Raw genomic sequence first — 18,002 nt, forward strand, 5'->3', positions numbered from 1 at the left:
GTTGAAATGGAGGCGGAACCCGGAGTCGAACCGAGGTAGACGGATTTGCAATCCGGTGCATGGCCACTCTGCCATTCCGCCCCAGTACGGGGTATTAACCTTAAGATAAACTTGGAGCGGTACACGAGGCTCGAACTCGTGACCTCGACCTTGGCAAGGTCGCGCTCTACCAACTGAGCTAGTACCGCATTTAATTTATTAGCTTTTGAATTTCAACACGATGTTTTGAGTCAACATTCGGATAACTAATTAATTACCGTTTCGTTTATCTCGGGGGCTATGCCCTCTCAACACGGACGCATTCTACAGAGATTATTAAACGCGTCAATACAAAAAATGCTAGTTTTGAACTGTTTGATTACTTTTTATCTAAAACGGTGCGTTATTAGACATTTAGAGCTAATTTTTAGTCAATTCACCCCATGCTGCACGTAAATATTGCATCATCGAACTTAAGGTTAAAAAGGTTGCTACATACAGTAGTGCAAAACTTAAATAGTTCATCCAGGGTGCATATTGCCAAATCAAACCAATAATGGCTAACATTTGCGCAGCGGTTTTAATTTTACCCATATTTGATACGGCCACATTACCGCGCTTGCCCTGTTCAGCCATCCACTCACGCAGAGCTGAAATAACAATTTCACGACATATAATAATTAATGCAGGTATTGTCATATACATAGACTGATAATGATCAGATAGTGCAACAAGCGCTGCACATACCATTACTTTATCTGCTACAGGGTCTAAAAAGGCACCAAAAGGCGTTGATTGCTCAAGCTTACGTGCTAAATAGCCATCAAGAATATCGGTAATCGATGCAAGCCAAAATATAAAAGCGGCAACAAAAAAAGCCCAGCTATAAGGCAAGTAAAATATCACCAAAAAAATGGGGATAAGAAAAAGTCTAAAGGTTGTGAGTGTGTTTGGAATATTCCACATAACTACTTGGATATGTCTTTTTTTCTATATTCGCACGAAGGGCTAGCCCTTGTCATGCAAATGGTTAAATATCTTCTCAGCCATGTCAGGGCTGATCCCAGGAACTTTCTTTAACTGTTCTATATTAGCAGCTTTTACTCCCTGCATGCCCCCTAAATATTTTAATAATGTTTGGCGGCGCTTAGAGCCTACACCATTTATTTCTTCTAATAAGGATTGAGTACGCTGTTTTTGGCGCTTATTACGATGCCCTGCAATTGCAAAACGGTGTGATTCATCGCGAATGTGTTGAATTAAATGAAGCGCAGGCGCATCCGAATCCATAGGAATAGTTTTGCGCCCGCCGTCAATTAATAAAGTTTCAAGGCCAGGCTTACGGCTGGTACCTTTAGCAACACCGACTAACAATGGCATTTTAGCATGAGGCCAGTTTGCAAAATATTGTTCTGCTCGACCTAATTGCCCTTTACCGCCGTCAATAAATATTACATCAGGTATTTTTTCTTCGTCTACCACTTTGTTATAACGCTTGTTAAGTGCAAATTCCATCGCCGCATAATCATCGCCCCCGGTAATACCGGTTACGTTGTAGCGTCTGTACTCTTTGGTATTTGGCCCTTGGGAGTCAAAAACCACACAACTTGCAACCGTATTTTCACCCATAGTATGGCTTATATCAAAACACTCCATTCTCGTTATATCATCAAGGCGTAAAGTCGCCTTTAACTGAGCATAACGTTTATTTATAGAGTCTTGAGTGCTTTGCTTAACAGTAATGCTATTTAATGCATTTTTATTCGCAAGTTGTAAGTACTGCGCCCGCTCTCCACGAGTCACTACTTTAAGTGTTACTTTGCGCTCACTGATTTGAGTTAGGGCTTCACCTAACACTTCACTTTCTGCAATTTCGAACGGTAAAATAATTTCTTTTGCTATGCGCCCTGTTGCTCCAGGTGCTAAGTAGTATTGACCTAAAAACGAAGTAAGGATTTCTTCTTGGCCAGAGTCTTTTGGTACTTTAGGGAAATAAGTTTTACTGCCGAGCACTTTATGGTCGCGGATCATCAATAAATGAATCCCGTTTAAGCCATTTAAATGTGCAAAACCAACCACATCCATTTCAGCAAAGTTGCCCGAGATAGACTGCTGCTCCTGCATTTTACGCAATAGCATAATTTGATCGCGAACCTTCGCCGCAAGTTCAAAGTTAAGTTGTGCGCTAGCGGTTTCCATTTTTTTTATTAAATCGGCGATAACTTCGTGTGACTTACCCGTTAAAAACTTACGAACATAGTCAACCTGTTCTGAATATTCGTCCTCAGACACTTTGTTAACACATGGTGCAGAGCAGCGCTTTAGCTGATACTGCAAACACGGGCGACTTCTTGCTCGATAATAAGCGTCTTCACATTGACGAACCGGAAATATTTTTTGCATTAAGCGCAAACTTTCAGACACTGCCCCGGCACTTGGGAAAGGCCCAAAGTATTCGCCTTTTACTTTACGGCTTCCACGATGAAACGCTAAACGCGGGTGTTTATGGCTCGTAAGTAAAATATATGGGTATGACTTATCATCACGCAGTAATATGTTATAGCGCGGCTGATATTTTTTAATGAGGTTGTTTTCAAGCAGAAGTGCTTCGGTTTCGGTGTTGGTAAGCGTGACTTCAATATCACAAATATTGCTTACTAAAACCCGAGTTTTACTATCGGTTATATTACTACGAAAATAACTTGTTACGCGTTTTTTTAGATTTTTAGCCTTACCAACATAAATGACTTGTTGGTCGCTATCGAGCATACGGTAAACACCAGGCTCGCTCGATAACGATTTTAAAAAATGTACATGATCAAATTCAGGCATATGTAACTAGTGCGATACGTCTATATCAATCATTTTATGGCGAATCGCTAAATGTGTTAGCTCAACATCGCCACCTACATTTAGTTTTTCAAACATACGGTAGCGATAACTATTAACCGTTTTAGAGCTTAAATTTAAGCGCTCTGCTATGTCTTGTGCTTTTTCACCTTTAGTGATCATTAGCATAATTTGCAGTTCACGCTCAGATAAGCTCTGAAAAGGGTTTTCATCAGTGCGCCCTGTTACTTGAGCTAGTGCAATTTGTTGTGCAATTTCAGGGGCAATATAACGTTGGCCAGCATGAACTGATCGAATAGCACGTACCATCTCATCAGATCCCGCGCCTTTAGTTAAAAACCCATGTGCGCCAATTTGCATTACTTTGCTTGGAAACGGGTCTTCGCAATTAACCGTTAATACAATAATTTTTACATCTGGGCAGTAGCGACAAATTTTCTTCGTCGCTTCAAGTCCACCCATGCCAGGCATATTCATATCCATTAATACTATGTTTGGCGCGTGTTGACGACAAAACTGTACGGCTGCTTCGCCATCTTTAGCCTCGCCAACCACTTTAAAACCACGTACGTCATCTAATATACGTTTTATACCAGTGCGAACCAGCTCATGGTCATCAACTAAAAGTACATTAATCAATGGAACATCCTCACTTACCTAACAACATGCGATTTAATAAAATTAATTCGTTACAGTACCATATATAAAGCGAAACAATAACTAGTATTATTGGCTCGCCTTAATAATTTAAGATGATGCTTTTTCGCTAAAGCGATCAACCCATAGTGCAATAATACCATCACCGGTAACATTACATGCGGTACCAAAGCTGTCTTGAGCTAAATAAAGTGCAATCATTAATGCAACCGCCCCTTCATTAAAGCCAAGCATACTTGTTAATAAGCCAAGTGCCGACATAACGGCGCCGCCTGGGGCACCTGGCGCTGCAATCATTACTACGCCTAGCATCATAATAAATGGCAGCATTCCCACTAATGAAGGTACTTCCATATTTGGCGATAAAAACATAACAGCCATTGCGCACGTTACAATCGTGATTGTAGAACCTGATAAATGTATGGTTGCACACAGTGGTACAGTAAAGTTTGCTACATCTTCTTTTACGTTATTTGCTTTACTCGATTGTAAAGACACAGGAATAGTAGCTGCACTGGACATTGTACCGAGTGCTGTAAAATACGCGGGTAGCATATTTTTAACCAGCTCTATCGGATTACGTTTAAGCAGTAAACCTGTAGATACATACAACACGGTTAACCACAGCCAATGCATAACTAGGGCTGCAATAAGCACAACACCAAAAGTTTGTAGTGTATCGACCACAGTACCTGCCACTGTCATTTCTGCAAATACACCTGCAATGTAAAATGGTAAAGCTGGAATAATCACTTTTGATAAAAGGCCATCTATTACATCACGCCCCTGGTCAGAAACTTTTTTAAGTGTTTCTAATTGCAGTTGGCTCATACCTATACCAAATACAAACGCAGTAACTAATGCCGTCATTACGCTCATTAGTGGTGGAATTTCTAAATCAATAAAACTGCCTATTTCAGTAGCTACTTCTGCTTCGAATGTAATACCACCACTTAAAAGAGGAATAACAGCACTTACTAGCAAAAATGCAAGCGTGCCCGCAATAATAGTAGAGCTATAAGCAAACCCTACAGTCTTACCTAATAAATGGCCTGAGCCCTTTGGTAAACCAGCAATGCCTGAGGCAATAAAAAACAAAATAATTAAAGGTATAGTAAAGGAAATGAGTTGGCCAATTAGTTCTTTAACAGTAAATAAAAGCTCAACACCTGTTAAAGGCACATAGAGCCCGACCAAAATACCGGCCACAATACCGGCAATTAATTTTAATATTAAGTTCATTGTGATTGCTTAGTTGAATTTAGATACCGTGTTTTTAACATGTTTTGGACCCGTTGTGTGATAAAACTATTCAAGTTAAATTCATGTGCACAAATATCAAACAAATCTATATTAATAACAGGCTAATTTGCGTGTTTTTTAACTAAACTAAACCTTTGCACTTTAAATTTAAAATTAAGCCCGCACCTTTAATAACTAAAGCACCATTAATAATTAATTTTTATTTCGACTGGTTATAAGCCCAATAAATATATGTTATAGCCAAACTTTACTTTAGTTTTTTTAAACTCACAGTAAAGTGTATTTATATAGTTAGTAGCAAAAGCTATTAACACATTGATCAGATTGTATCCAAAGGAACATTATGTCTACTATTTTTGAAGATAACTCACTAAGTATTGGTAATACGCCACTGGTAAAACTTAACCGTGTTACGGGTGGGAATGTATACGCTAAAGTTGAATCTCGTAACCCTAGCTTTAGTATTAAATGTCGTATTGGTGCATCAATGATTTGGGAAGCTGAAAAATCAGGTCAGCTTGTTGAAGGCAAAGAACTTATTGAACCAACCTCAGGGAACACAGGTATTGCACTTGCATTTGTTGCTGCTGCACGTGGTTACAAACTGACACTAACTATGCCAAATACGATGAGTTTAGAGCGTCGTAAACTATTAAAAGCATTAGGTGCAAACTTAGTACTTACCGATGGTGCTAAGGGCATGAACGGCGCAATTGAAAAAGCGAAAGAAATTCAAGCAACAGACCCTGAAAAGTTTATTCTATTACAACAGTTCGAAAATCCAGCTAACCCTAAAATCCACTTTGAAACAACAGGCCCTGAAATTTTTGACGCGCTTGACGGTAAAGTAGACTTTTTTGTAGCCGGTGTTGGTACTGGTGGCACAATTACAGGCGTTAGCCGCTACCTTAAAAACGAAAAAGGTTTAGATGTTAAATCAATAGCTGTTGAACCAACAAGCTCGCCAGTGATTAGCCAAACGCTTGCTGGGGAAGAAATAAAACCAGGCCCTCATAAAATTCAAGGCATTGGCGCGGGCTTTATCCCTGGTAACTTAGATTTAAGTGTTATCGATGGTGCAGAGCAAGTATCTAATGAAGATGCTATTGCAATGGCTCACGAGTTAATGAAAAAAGAAGGTATATTAGTAGGTATTTCATCAGGTGCGGCGGTAATTGCTGCTAAACGTATTGCTGAAAAACCAGAAAATGCTGACAAAAACATTGTGGTAATTTTACCAAGTGCAACTGAGCGTTACTTATCTAGCCCAATGTTTGCTGAAGAATTTAGCGAGCAAGAATTAGTACAGTAATTTTCTCTCCTTGAGATACTAAAAAGGATGCTTATGGCATCCTTTTTTATTATTTATTATGCAATTTTCTATTAATTACCCGCCACCGCTTTACATCTTCTTTAATTAGCCACACACTTTAAAAAAACTAACTAATAATAATTAACATGAAAAAAATCTCGAGTTTACTAAGTTTAGTTGTATGCCTATTTATTAGTGCATGTGGGGATGACGCAAAAACGCTTGGCGATACCCCTGGCGATACAGCTACCGCTTACTTTGATGCCCTTTATAATCAACAAGACTTACAAAAAGCCAGTACTATGGCAACACCTAACCTTACCCGCATAATGAAGTCTTATGGGACAGCTAAGCAGTTTTCACGTAATTTAGTTAATATGCAGTACGACGAAGTCGTTATTGAAGTTGACATGACCAACATGAGCGTACGTGAACAATACGGCGATAACGCTAAAATAAACCTGATTTTTACAGGTTATTTTAATGGCGATAAAATTGACGATTTCAGAAGCGTTAAAATGCTCCAAAAAAAGGGTAAATGGTATATAGATAAAATAGTGGCCGACCCTTACGCTCGATAACCACTAACAAAAAAGGCCTTACATCTGTAAGGCCTTTTGCATTTTAACTATAAATTAAAACATATAAATGACTAAAGCTCACCGGGCTTGAAGTTATCAACCGCAATTGCTTGTTTTCTTAGTTTATTTGTATGGTGCATTGCATCTGCATCAGCTTGCTCTATAAAGCCCTGCTCCAACGAGTAACTAATTGCGCCTTCTATATCAAGCGTGGCAGGTACCTTACCTTTTCGTTGCCATTGTTTTAAGTCTTTAAACTGCGCTTGCATATCATGCATAGCTAAAAACGCATTCTCCATTACACCGGTACCGGCATTTTCATCCACATAACATAAATGTGTTAAGCGGTTTCTAAATACACCAGGCTGGGTCATGTGCTCGCAAATACTTTGTGCTGTTTCATCACTTGGTTTGTGATAGTGATTGCCAAGCGGAAATACAATGCGTTTAAGTAAAAAGTTAATCACAGGATTTGAAAAGTTTTTGAAAAAGCCATCAAACGCTTGGCCAATTTCATACAATGAGTTTTCAATAGCGTATTTAACAAACGGTAAGTCAGCTTGTTGGCGACCTTCGTCTTCAAAGCGCTTTAACACTGTAGAAGCTAAATACAAATGACTTAGTACATCACCTAAGCGCGCCGAAATCATTTCTTTTCGTTTAAGCTCGCCACCCAGTACTAACATGGCAACATCGGTGGTAAAGGCAAGACCACGGCTCATTCGGCTTAATTGCTTGTAGTAAACAGCGGTGGCACCGCACACAGGTGCTTTGGCAAAACAGCTACGAGTTAAGCCATGTACAAATGCCATACCCGCATTGCTTGCAGCAAAAAGTATGTGGTTCATTAGCAAACCATCAAATTGATCAAGTGCGGCGTCATCATCTTCCATTGCCGCCGCTTCCATTTCTTTTAACACAAACGGATGACAGCGCGTAGCGCCTTGGCCAAATATCATTAAATTACGCGTTAAAATATTAGCGCCTTCAACCGTAATTGATACCGGAATACCCATATAGCCATGGGCTAAATAGTTATTAGGTCCCACTTGAATACCTTTGCCTGAATGAATATCCATAGCATCGTTCATCACAGTACGACCCATTTCGGTCATATGATATTTAGCAATAGCCGTAACAACCGACGGGCTTAGTTTTAAGTCTATCGCGCCTGCAGTCATCAACCTACACGACTCAAGTGCATACGTTAAACCACCAATACGTGCTAATGCCTCTTGCACACCTTCAAATTGACCAATAGATACACCAAACTGCTGGCGCACCATTGCGTAAGCTGAGGTCATTTTAGACGCTAAATGTCCTGTGGCTGTACTTAGTGCTGGCAGCGAAATACCACGCCCGGCACTTAAACATTCAACGAGCATACGCCAGCCGCGCCCTGCCCCTTGCTCACCACCAATAATCCAATCTAATGGGATAAATACGTCTTTACCGTAAGTCGTCCCGTTCATAAACGCCATATTTAACGGATAATGACGCTCGCCTGTTTCTACGCCTTCATGGTCGGTAGGAATAAGTGCACAGGTAATACCGAGTTCTTTTTCATCACCAAGTAGTCCATCAGGGTCGTACATTTTAAATGCAAGGCCAAGCACCGTTGCCACTGGCGCAAGCGTAATATAGCGCTTAGACCAATTTAAACGCAGGCCTATAACTTCTTCACCATTATGCAGCCCTTTACATACAACGCCTGAGTCAGGAATGCTGCCCGCATCAGAGCCCGCTTCTGGGCCGGTAAGGGCAAAACACGGTACGTCTTCACCACTTGCAAGCGTTGGTAGCCAACGATCTTGCTGCTCTTTTGTACCATAATGCAGTAATAATTCACCCGGGCCCAAGCTATTAGGCACCATAACCGTTACCGCCGCAGTTAAGCTTTTGGTCGCAATTTTTGACACTATGGTAGAGTTTGCAATAGCTGAGAACTCTCGCCCGCCAAACTTTTCAGGAATGATCAGCGCAAAAAAGCCTTCTGTTTTTAAGTAATCCCATACTTCTTTTGGTAGGTCTTTGTCTTTTTGCACTATTTGGTAATCATCAAGCATCGCTAATAGCGTTTCTACTTGGCTATCCATAAAGGCATTTTCTTTATCACTCAGCTCAGGCTTAGGAAAACGATGTAGTTTTTGCCAGTCAGGGTTACCGCTAAAAAGCTCACCGTCCCACCAAACATCACCTGCTTCCATTGCTTCTCGCTCTGTTTGCGAAAGCGGTGGAAGTACCTTTTTAAACATTTTGAACGTAGGACGACTGATCAGGTTGAGGCGAATATCTTTAACAGCAAAAATAACCACCACAACAACCAGCAATATTATAAATACTGACATGCGTACATTCCTTACACATTGAATGAAAATAGTAACTTAATTATGACCCATCTTAATTTAAATACAATCATTGCACGACGAGCAGTTTAGCTTGATGTATTCATTTCATTGTTTTAAACATCGCTGCTATTATCAACGCCTTAATAACAATAAATTAAAGGGATATCATGAATACACCACGCTTTAAACTCAGCATGAGCGCGCTTGTGGTTGCCAGCACACTAGCTTTATCAGCTTGCGATGCACAAGTAACACTAGACACCAGCGATTCATCACAAGCTACCAAAACAGTAACCGCAAAAGATGCAAACGCATTTATAGCAAAAACAGAACAAGAGTTAAGTGCGCTTTATTTAGAATCGAGCCGTGCAGAGTGGATATACGCGAACTTTATTACTCATGATACCTCAGCACTTTCTGCTGAAGTTAATCGTAAAATGACCGAAACCGTTGTGCGCTTAGCCAATCAAGCTGCACAGTTTGATGAGCTCGAACTTGATTATGACGCGCGCCGCAAACTTAATAAGCTTAAACTAGCGCTTACCCTACCAGCCCCGCAAGACGCCGAAAAAACAGCTCAGCTTTCAACTATTGTGGCAGAGCTTGGGGGGTTATACGGTAAAGGTAAATATTGTAAAGACGATGGCAGCTGCTTAAGCCTTGGCGACATGACGGCAAAAATGGCCACCAGCCGAGATTACAACGAACTACTTGATTTGTGGCAAGGCTGGCGACAAATATCAAAACCAATGCGCCCACTTTACGAGCAGCAAGTTACACTTACCAACGAAGGTGCTAAAGAGCTTGGCTATGCTGATACAGGGGCAATGTGGCGCAGTAAATACGATATGCCAGCTGATGACTTTACCAAAGAGCTTGACCGCATTTGGGGGCAAGTAAAACCGTTATACAACGCTCTTCACTGTCATGTTCGTGCTAAATTAGGCGAAAAATACGGCACCGATAAAGTAGCCCAAGATGAGCCAATCCCTGCACATTTACTAGGGAACATGTGGGCGCAAGCGTGGGGTAACATTTACGATGTAGTCGCGCCAGAAAATGCCGATCCGGGTTACGATGTTACCGAGCTATTAGCTAAAAATAATTACGACGAACTTAAAATGGTAAAAGGGGCTGAAACCTTTTTTACCTCAATGGGATTTGAGCCACTACCAGAGACCTTTTACGAGCGTTCGTTGTTTATAAAACCAAAAGGCAGAGATGTGCAGTGTCATGCATCTGCTTGGAATATAGATAGCAAAGACGACTTACGCATTAAAATGTGTATTCAACGCACAGGTGAAGAGTTTTCTGTTATTCACCATGAGCTAGGCCACAATTTTTATCAGCGCGCTTACAACAAGCAGCCTTTATTTTATCAAGAAAGTGCAAACGATGGTTTCCATGAAGCCATTGGCGACACCATTGCCCTTTCGGTTACACCAGGCTACTTAAAAGAAATTGGCTTATTAAAGCAAGTACCTGATGAATCAAAAGACATTGGCCTATTAATGAAAATGGCGCTTGATAAAGTGGCTTTTGTGCCCTTTAGCTTAATGGTTGATCAATGGCGTTGGCAGGTATTTTCAGGGCAAGTAAAGCCGCAAGATTACAATAAAGCATGGTGGGAACTTCGCGAAAAGTACCAAGGTGTGCAAGCGCCTATCGCTCGTAGCGAAGACGACTTTGATCCGGGTGCTAAGTACCACGTCCCAGGTAATACACCTTATACACGTTACTTTTTAGCGCATATTTTACAATTTGAATTTCATCGTAGCTTATGTGAAATTGCCGGTAACGATAAAGCGATTCATCGCTGCTCTATTTATAACTCAAAAGAGGCAGGCGCGAAGCTTAACGCAATGCTAGAAATGGGCTCCTCTCGTCCATGGCAAGAAGCACTTGAAACCGTAACGGGTAAACCACAAATGGACGCTACAGCCATGCTTGACTACTTTGCACCACTACAACGCTATTTAGATGAGCAGAATAAAGGCCGTAATTGCGGCTGGTAATAACTCATCGTTAAATACTCAAACGTCAAAAACAACAAAGCCCGCTTAATTAGCGGGCTTTTTAATACTCTTGTTTTAACTAAGTCAGGAAGTTAATTAAAACTGGTAACGCATGTTAGCAAAGTAAGCATCGTTATCTGAGTCATCTGCGTTATTACCGTAACCTACTTTTAATCCAAGGTTTGGATTAAAGAAGTGTTGGGCGCCAAAAGTATAAGCATCTTCTTTATTATAAGAGGCAAACACTGACGTAGCCTTACTAAAGTAGTAATTAGTTTCTAAATTCCACTGATCATCAGCTTCTTCAAGACTTTCAAATGTACCTTCAACAGTTAAAAAGTTACCTTCTTGCAAATCAACAAAGTACTTAGCTGCTACCGAGCGGTAATCGAAATCATCATCTGATTGAACAGTTACACCAACATAATCAGTGCCATTTAGCATATAGTTATAGGCTAAAGAAAATAATGCGTAATCTTCGCCATCATCATTGTCAACAAATTTGGCTTTTGCTAGTAAGTCAGGGCTGAAAAAATAACCTGCTGTGAACGCAAAAGATTCATTGTTAGAACCAAAATCGCTGTTTTCATATGAAGCGCCAAAAACGACGTCTTTATAAAAGTATTCGCCACCGATTAATGTTAAATCGCTTGCGTCGTTATCTGTGTAAGCACCAAAAACGTTACTTTCTTTATTTATGTACTCAAACTGATCGTAAGGACCTAATGTATCTTTAGGAGAAAAGTAATAAGTAGAATCGATACTGAATTGGTCATCATTATTACTATCTGTAAATTGATAACCTAAATTGCTAACTGAATTATAGCTATCGGCTGCCGCTGCAGTAGTAGCAGCACCTGATAATAAAATGCTCGAAATGATAACGGCTAATTTTTTCATCTTAAATTCCCTATAAATGTTACTTTGTATGCTCTAGCTGTCTAGCTAAAGTCGGGGCGCATCCTAACGCTGAAAAAATGAATGAATTCTGAATGACAGTACAGTTTTACCGCAGTTGAATTGTTAATTTAATGCTTAAATGTAAATGCAAAGCATCTCGCATATTCGTAAAAATAGCAGCATGTCATCATTTCGCCTAAATAAGTAATAAATAAGGTACAAACTACCGCTAAAATGAGTGCAAGTTAACTATTCAATAAACCTCATCAATATAATTTACCTTCTTTTTATTTTTTTCATTTCTAAAAAAATTACTATTTTTATTTTACCATTTCTTAAATTTCGTTTTCGAACAGGTTTGTATCATTGCGCATTCCTGTATGCTTTTTATACTAGCTATCACTTACCAGTATAAAGAACACTAGTAATTACTATTTTACAGCTATCACCTTCCATCCCCTCAATCTGCTTGATAAAAATAAAGGCCGTAAATACGGCTAGTAATAACTCATCGTTGAACACTCAAACGCCAAAAACAACAAAGCCCGCTTAATTAGCGGGCTTTTTAATACTCTTGTTTAACCAAGTCAGGGAGTTAATTAAAACTGAAAACGCATGTTAGCAAAGTAAGCATCGTTATCTGAGTCATCTGCATTGTTCTCGTAACCTACTTTAAGACCAATGTTTTTATTAATGAAGTGCTGAGCACCAAAGCTGTAAGTATCTTGCTTGTTGTAATTAGCAAATACAGACGTTGCTTTTGAGAAGTAGTAGTTAGTTTCAGCTACCCATTGGTTTTCTGCATCCTCAATGCTTTCGTACTTACCTTCAAAGGTTAAAAAGTTACCTTGTTGTAAGTCGATAAAGTACTTAGCTGCAACTGCACGGTAATCAAAATCGTCATCTGCAGTCACAGTTACACCAACATAATCGGTGCTGTTAAGCATATGGTTATATGCTAAATCAAATAAAGCGTAATCATCGCCATCTTTGTTTTCTACAAGTGTTACTTTAGCTAGTAAGTCAGGGTTAAAAAAGTAACCACCTGTTAGTTTGTAAAGCTCACCGTTAGAGCCTGAATCTGGGTCGTAGTTTTCGTATGATGCGCCAACTAAAAATTCATTGATAAAGTATTCGCCACCAATGTTAGTTAAATCGCCAAAGTCATCATCAGCGTAACCACCATATACATTTGTTTGCTTGTTGATGTATTCAAACTGATCGTACGGGCCTAATGTTTTTTTAGGAGATAAGTAGTAAATAGAATCTACAGCCACGGTGTCGTTGTTATCGCTATCTTTGTAGCTTAAATTACTAATTGAGTTATAGCTGTCTGCAGCAGCCGCAGTGCTAGATAATAAAATGCTTGAAATAATAACTGCTAATCTTTTCATTGTAAGACTTCCCTTTGTACATTGCTTTTTATGCTTTAGCTCTTTGACTAAAGTGTGCACATGCTAACGCTGGGAAACTGAACGAAAACTTAATTAACTAATTGTATTTATTAAGTTAATTGTAAGGAGGTGTAAGAAACTGTAACATTAAAGTAGTTGCAACATATAATCAACAACTACTTAAAGTATGTACAATATTTATAGTGCGTGTTGACTAATTACACGATACACCTCATTAATATTATCGCCCGACTTAAATTCTTTACTAATAGGAGTAGGGTCTGACCCAATCCAAATTTTAAGCTCTGCATCTAAATCAAAGTGCCCTGCACTTTCTTTACTAAATTTAGTAATTTTAGAATAGGCAATACTTACCATTTCCATTTTAGAGCCGGTCATACCTTGCTTATCAATTAAAATTAAGCGCTTATTAGTAAAAATAAACATATCACGAATAACCTTGTAAGCTTTTTCTACTTGTTCGCCTTCTATAAGCGTATTAGCAAGTACTTTTTCTAAATCAGAATCATCCACTTCACTTGCGTTACCCATTAAACCGCTCAGTAAACCCATTATACTTTCTCCTGTTTGAATATTTGATTTTCTAATGTGTGGCCATTGACTAACTGCCTATATTGCCAATTTTGTTGATGGCAAAAGTTTAGTAAAGCAATATCAAGCGGCTCATTTGATGGTTGATACTCAACCACATATTCTTTATGTTGGCTCATATAAACACGGCTTACACCTGCTAACAATTGTAGTTGTTGCTCTACATTTTGATAAGCCTCGTTAAGCATTAACGTGTAAAAGTGTTTATCGGTATTATTCTCTTTTGTTTGGTGCTCACTTAGTATGCCTTTATCTAAATGCAGTACTTGCGAGCATAAGCGCTCAAGCTCGGTTAAATCGTGAGAGCTTAAAATAAATGTAGCCTCACTACTTAAGCTAGATACCAGCTCTCGCACTTCTCTTGCATGAATAGGATCGAGCCCTGCGGTTGCTTCATCAAGCATAACAATTTGTGGCGCGCCAATTAGCGCCTGAGCAATAGTCACACGCTTTCGCATACCATGCGATAAATCGCCTGCGCGCTGCTTAGCTACTTCCTTTAAGCCGACTAAATCAAGCACACGCAGTGCCTCATTATGGCTTTGCTTGGTACTCATACCTTGCAGCTTGCCATAAAAGGCAAGTTGCTTATCAATATTAAAACGAGGATCTAACTGTGCATCTTGTGGCAACGCACTGACCTTATTAAAAAGTGCTGCACTACCAGGCTTGTGCCCTAAAATAGAGAGCTCACCATGACTTGGGTTTATATACCCACAAAGTAAACTAAACAATGTGGTTTTACCGGCACCATTGGGGCCCACTAACGCCACTGGTGCACCTTGTTTTATCTCAAAGTTAACATTATTAAGTGCTTGTTTCCCACCATATGATTTACTTAGTCCGCTAGCTGTTATTAATGATTTCATAGCGAACTCCTTGTAAATATTCGATGCCCAATAGCAATAAGCGCAACGCTTTGTAACAGCGGTACGCCTAATGCGGTCATTATTGGTAAGTTTTGCCCAGCTAATAATTCAGAGTTTACCCCAGGAAATAAATAATCCAGTGCATTTAAAGCTGGTATTTGCCAAGCCAGTATACCTACAACAATGCCACCTCCCGCGAAATATAAAATCGCCAGTACAATGGCTAAACGTGATGAGCGTGCAATAGTATTTATTAAACTCATTAGTGCTACAAATGGACTAAGTGTCACCACTAAGGTTAAGAATATTGATAACGCACGAAAAAAACCACCAGCAAGCAAACTTGGCTCTCTAAAGCCTAAAACCGCTAAAGTGGCTATAAGTGTAATACCTACTAAACAGGCTAATACGGCTAATTGACCTAAAAAACGACCAAAAAGTATTTCAAAGCGTGTTGAGCGTAGCGATAAAAACCTTAACGTTCCCCGCTCTCTGTCACCTACAGTCTGGTCGCTGCAAATAAATATGGCAAAAAGAGGAAAGCTGTACAATGCTATTAGCCAATACATAGCAAACTCAGATTCAGGCCAATCCAATAATTTACTTAATCCTATAGAGCCTGATATATCACGTGCTAGTTGCTCAAAGTCTGGCGCACTTATAATACTTACAGCCTGCCCAATTGGGTAACGCAGTATTATTAGCCACACAAGTGCAAATGCAGCCAGCGCGATTAAACCACGCTTAGTTAAAAACATGCGCACAAGCTCAAATCCCGCAATATGCGTTAGTCGCCTCATATTTATCGGTAGTGGTGTTGCCATTGGCTATCCTTAATGACGTTTTATGATTAAAGTATTGTTCAACACTAAGTGTAAACACCTTGAATTACCAGCAAAAAAAACTCACCTTACGTGAGCTTTGTAACAAACCATTTAAATGTAATTGGTCATACTTTATTTAACCATTTTTATACATGCTGTTGGTATATCTCAAGCGCTTGGCTTAAGTCGTTAATTAAATCATCAACGTCTTCAAGGCCAATATGCAAACGAATCACAGGCCCTAAATCCCAGCCGGTATTTGAGCGAAGCCCCTTCATGGTTAAATTAGCCGTTACTAAACTTTCGAAACCGCCCCACGAAAAGCCCATTTTAATATGCTCAAGGCTATCTAAAAACGCATCAATTGCTTTTTGGTTACCGGTTTTCATTACTATTGAAAATAAACCATTGCTGCCATTAAAGTCGCGTTTAAAGAACTCATGCCCTGGGCAGGTTTCAAATGCTGGGTGGCGAATGTGATCAACAAGCTCATGTTGCTCTAGCCATTTAGCAACTTCTATAGCTGCTTTTTCATGTTGATTTAAACGCACGCCCATTGTACGTAACCCCCTGAGGGCTAAATACGCATCATCGGCACTGGTGCATTGCCCTAATAGGTAGGAGTGTTCACGAAGGGTTGGCCAATACTTTTTATTAGCAACAGCTACACCCATCATTACATCTGAATGACCCACAATATATTTTGTTGCCGCTTGGATACTAATATCTACACCATGCTCTAATGGGCGGTAGTGCATGCCATTGCCGTAGGTGTTATCAAGCATAGTAATAATACTTTGCTCGTTTGCTACTTTTACCATGGCAGGTACATCTTGTATTTCCATGGTAATAGAGCCCGGAGACTCTAAAAACAATACCTTAGTATTTGGCTTTATATACTCTTTAATACCCGCGCCAATAGTTGGTGGGTAATAAGTGGTAGTAACACCAAGTCCAGCTAAAATTTTATCGCAAAAGTCGCGCGTTGGTTCATACACATTATCAACCATCAAAATATGATCGCCCGCTTTTACAAACGACAGCAGCGCTTGGCTAATAGCCGCCGCACCACATGGATATAACGCGCAGCCTTCGCCGCCTTCAAGCTCAGTTATTGCTTCTTGCAGGGCAAAATGCGTAGTAGTTCCACGGCGGCCATAAAATAAAGTTTTGTCGCCACGCGTTTTAGCGGCTTCTTTTAAATCAGCCACGGTATCAAATACAATGGTAGAAGCTCGTTGTACTACCGGGTTTACCACACCATGGGTATAGGCCTTTTTGCGTCCTGATGAGACTAGTTGAGTGTTTTTATTACTTTTACCCGACATTGTTATTCCTTATGGATGAGTGCGCCAGTGTTCAATTAAATAACGAGATATAGAATCAGTTCGAGGAAGCTTTAAGTGCTCCCCTTCATCATGCCAATTACCAAATTGCGCTAAATCTTCACGGCTAAACCATTTTGCATCGTCTAGTTCGTCTTTATCTACATTAATTTGCTCTGATGTCGCCTTTGCAAAAAAGCCAAGCATAATAGAAGAAGGAAAAGGCCAAGGCTGAGAAGCAATATATTTAACATCCATTACTTCAATGCCAGCTTCTTCTTTGACTTCACGAGCTACTGCTTGCTCAAGTGTTTCACCTGGGTCTACAAACCCAGCAAGTGACGAATACATACCTTGCGGCCATATTGCCTGACGACCCAGTAAACAGCGCTCTACACCATCAGCAAATACCTTTGTAACCACCATTATTACGGCCGGATCGGTACGTGGGAATGTAGGATGCTTACAATGCTCGTTTTCACATAAGCGAGAGTGCCCTGCTTCAACTAACTTGTTTTTGCTACCGCAGCGCCCGCAAAAACTATGGGTTGCATGCCAATAACACAGTCCACGAGCAAGTGCGGCAATAGAGCCGTCTTGCATATCCACCTGTGGGCCATATTGTCGAATATCAAAAAATTGGGCATTCCCAATAACGGGGGCTAGTTCATCGTCGTGTATTTTAGAGACATCGAGAGCAAACACACCATTTTCATCATCGTCAGAACCTAAAAAAATGGCGTTTGATAAATCTAAATGTGCAACTTGTTGATGCGTTAAATAGCACACTTGAGGGGAGTCTTTAAAAAACAAAGTGTGATTGTTATTCACTAAAAGCCACTTACTTTTCGCCGACACTTTTGCTTGTAACCACTTAGGGTTTTTACGAAAGTTTGAGCCTCTATCTAGCGGCATGTTGCTGTAATGAAGCATTTAAATCCTTGGTAACACGTTATGTTTTAAAATTACCATAACCCTTTAGCAAACCCAATTTATTCACGCCACAAAACAACCCTATTTAGTTCACTATTAAAATCTCTCAAGTTACACGAATCAAAGCTGCGCAGGAATCA

General features: G+C 39.9%; 15 protein-coding genes and 2 tRNA genes. 3 read left to right on the top strand and 14 right to left on the bottom strand.

Annotated elements, in window-relative coordinates; translation table 11 throughout:
* Positions 1 to 7: 7 nt before the first annotated feature.
* The 6 genes from J8L71_RS10875 to J8L71_RS10900 form a co-directional block, all read right to left on the bottom strand.
* A tRNA-Cys gene (locus tag J8L71_RS10875) sits at positions 8 to 81 on the bottom strand.
* 31 nt (positions 82 to 112) lie between these two features.
* Positions 113 to 188: transfer RNA gene (locus J8L71_RS10880), tRNA-Gly, on the bottom strand.
* Between the two features lie 211 nt (positions 189 to 399).
* Positions 400 to 945, bottom strand: a complete 546-nt coding sequence (gene pgsA / locus J8L71_RS10885) for a CDP-diacylglycerol--glycerol-3-phosphate 3-phosphatidyltransferase (RefSeq protein WP_211000558.1) — start codon at positions 943 to 945, stop codon at positions 400 to 402.
* Positions 946 to 987: 42 nt separating this feature from the next.
* Positions 988 to 2,811, bottom strand: a complete 1,824-nt coding sequence (gene uvrC / locus J8L71_RS10890; protein WP_211000559.1) for an excinuclease ABC subunit UvrC — start codon at positions 2,809 to 2,811, stop codon at positions 988 to 990.
* A gap of 6 nt (positions 2,812 to 2,817) precedes the next feature.
* A complete protein-coding gene (gene uvrY / locus J8L71_RS10895) occupies positions 2,818 to 3,468 on the bottom strand; it encodes a UvrY/SirA/GacA family response regulator transcription factor (RefSeq protein WP_004589511.1) in 651 nt (216 codons plus the stop codon).
* A gap of 108 nt (positions 3,469 to 3,576) precedes the next feature.
* Entirely contained in the window at positions 3,577 to 4,728 is a 1,152-nt protein-coding gene (locus J8L71_RS10900) for a dicarboxylate/amino acid:cation symporter (RefSeq protein ID WP_211000560.1), read from the bottom strand.
* Between the two features lie 364 nt (positions 4,729 to 5,092).
* Here J8L71_RS10900 and cysK point away from each other — a divergent pair, with 364 nt between their 5' ends.
* Both cysK and J8L71_RS10910 read left to right on the top strand, forming a co-directional pair.
* On the top strand, positions 5,093 to 6,061 hold the full coding sequence (gene cysK, locus J8L71_RS10905; RefSeq protein WP_058548272.1) for a cysteine synthase A: 969 nt from the start codon (positions 5,093 to 5,095) through the stop codon (positions 6,059 to 6,061).
* A 146-nt stretch (positions 6,062 to 6,207) separates the two neighbouring features.
* Entirely contained in the window at positions 6,208 to 6,642 is a 435-nt protein-coding gene (locus J8L71_RS10910) for a hypothetical protein (RefSeq protein ID WP_211000561.1), read from the top strand.
* A gap of 71 nt (positions 6,643 to 6,713) precedes the next feature.
* Here J8L71_RS10910 and J8L71_RS10915 read toward each other — a convergent pair whose 3' ends face one another.
* Positions 6,714 to 8,990, bottom strand: a complete 2,277-nt coding sequence (locus tag J8L71_RS10915) for an acyl-CoA dehydrogenase (protein ID WP_211000562.1) — start codon at positions 8,988 to 8,990, stop codon at positions 6,714 to 6,716.
* 167 nt (positions 8,991 to 9,157) lie between these two features.
* Between J8L71_RS10915 and J8L71_RS10920 the strand changes: the two genes are divergently transcribed.
* Positions 9,158 to 11,005 (top strand): M2 family metallopeptidase, encoded by a 1,848-nt coding sequence (locus J8L71_RS10920; protein WP_211000563.1) that lies wholly within the window; start codon positions 9,158 to 9,160, stop codon positions 11,003 to 11,005.
* A gap of 96 nt (positions 11,006 to 11,101) precedes the next feature.
* Here the strand turns inward: J8L71_RS10920 and J8L71_RS10925 are convergent, their stop codons facing one another.
* The 7 genes from J8L71_RS10925 to nudC form a co-directional block, all read right to left on the bottom strand.
* Positions 11,102 to 11,905: a putative porin gene (locus J8L71_RS10925; protein ID WP_211000564.1), complete on the bottom strand. Its 804-nt coding sequence runs from the start codon at positions 11,903 to 11,905 to the stop codon at positions 11,102 to 11,104.
* A gap of 599 nt (positions 11,906 to 12,504) precedes the next feature.
* Positions 12,505 to 13,299, bottom strand: coding sequence for a putative porin (locus tag J8L71_RS10930; protein ID WP_211000565.1), 795 nt, complete (start codon positions 13,297 to 13,299; stop codon positions 12,505 to 12,507).
* Positions 13,300 to 13,497: 198 nt separating this feature from the next.
* Positions 13,498 to 13,872, bottom strand: coding sequence for a PH domain-containing protein (locus tag J8L71_RS10935; RefSeq protein WP_089347283.1), 375 nt, complete (start codon positions 13,870 to 13,872; stop codon positions 13,498 to 13,500).
* A complete protein-coding gene (locus J8L71_RS10940) occupies positions 13,872 to 14,780 on the bottom strand; it encodes an ABC transporter ATP-binding protein (protein WP_211000566.1) in 909 nt (302 codons plus the stop codon). The genes J8L71_RS10935 and J8L71_RS10940 overlap by 1 nt, the downstream gene beginning before the upstream one ends.
* Positions 14,777 to 15,604: an ABC transporter permease subunit gene (locus tag J8L71_RS10945; RefSeq protein ID WP_211000567.1), complete on the bottom strand. Its 828-nt coding sequence runs from the start codon at positions 15,602 to 15,604 to the stop codon at positions 14,777 to 14,779. The genes J8L71_RS10940 and J8L71_RS10945 overlap by 4 nt, the downstream gene beginning before the upstream one ends.
* A gap of 146 nt (positions 15,605 to 15,750) precedes the next feature.
* Positions 15,751 to 16,932, bottom strand: a complete 1,182-nt coding sequence (locus J8L71_RS10950) for a cystathionine beta-lyase (protein WP_211000568.1) — start codon at positions 16,930 to 16,932, stop codon at positions 15,751 to 15,753.
* A gap of 9 nt (positions 16,933 to 16,941) precedes the next feature.
* Positions 16,942 to 17,862 (bottom strand): NAD(+) diphosphatase, encoded by a 921-nt coding sequence (gene nudC / locus J8L71_RS10955; protein WP_211000569.1) that lies wholly within the window; start codon positions 17,860 to 17,862, stop codon positions 16,942 to 16,944.
* Positions 17,863 to 18,002: the final 140 nt, after the last annotated feature.

The sequence above is a fragment of the Pseudoalteromonas sp. MMG007 genome, assembly GCF_018100985.1.
Lineage (GTDB): Bacteria > Pseudomonadota > Gammaproteobacteria > Enterobacterales > Alteromonadaceae > Pseudoalteromonas.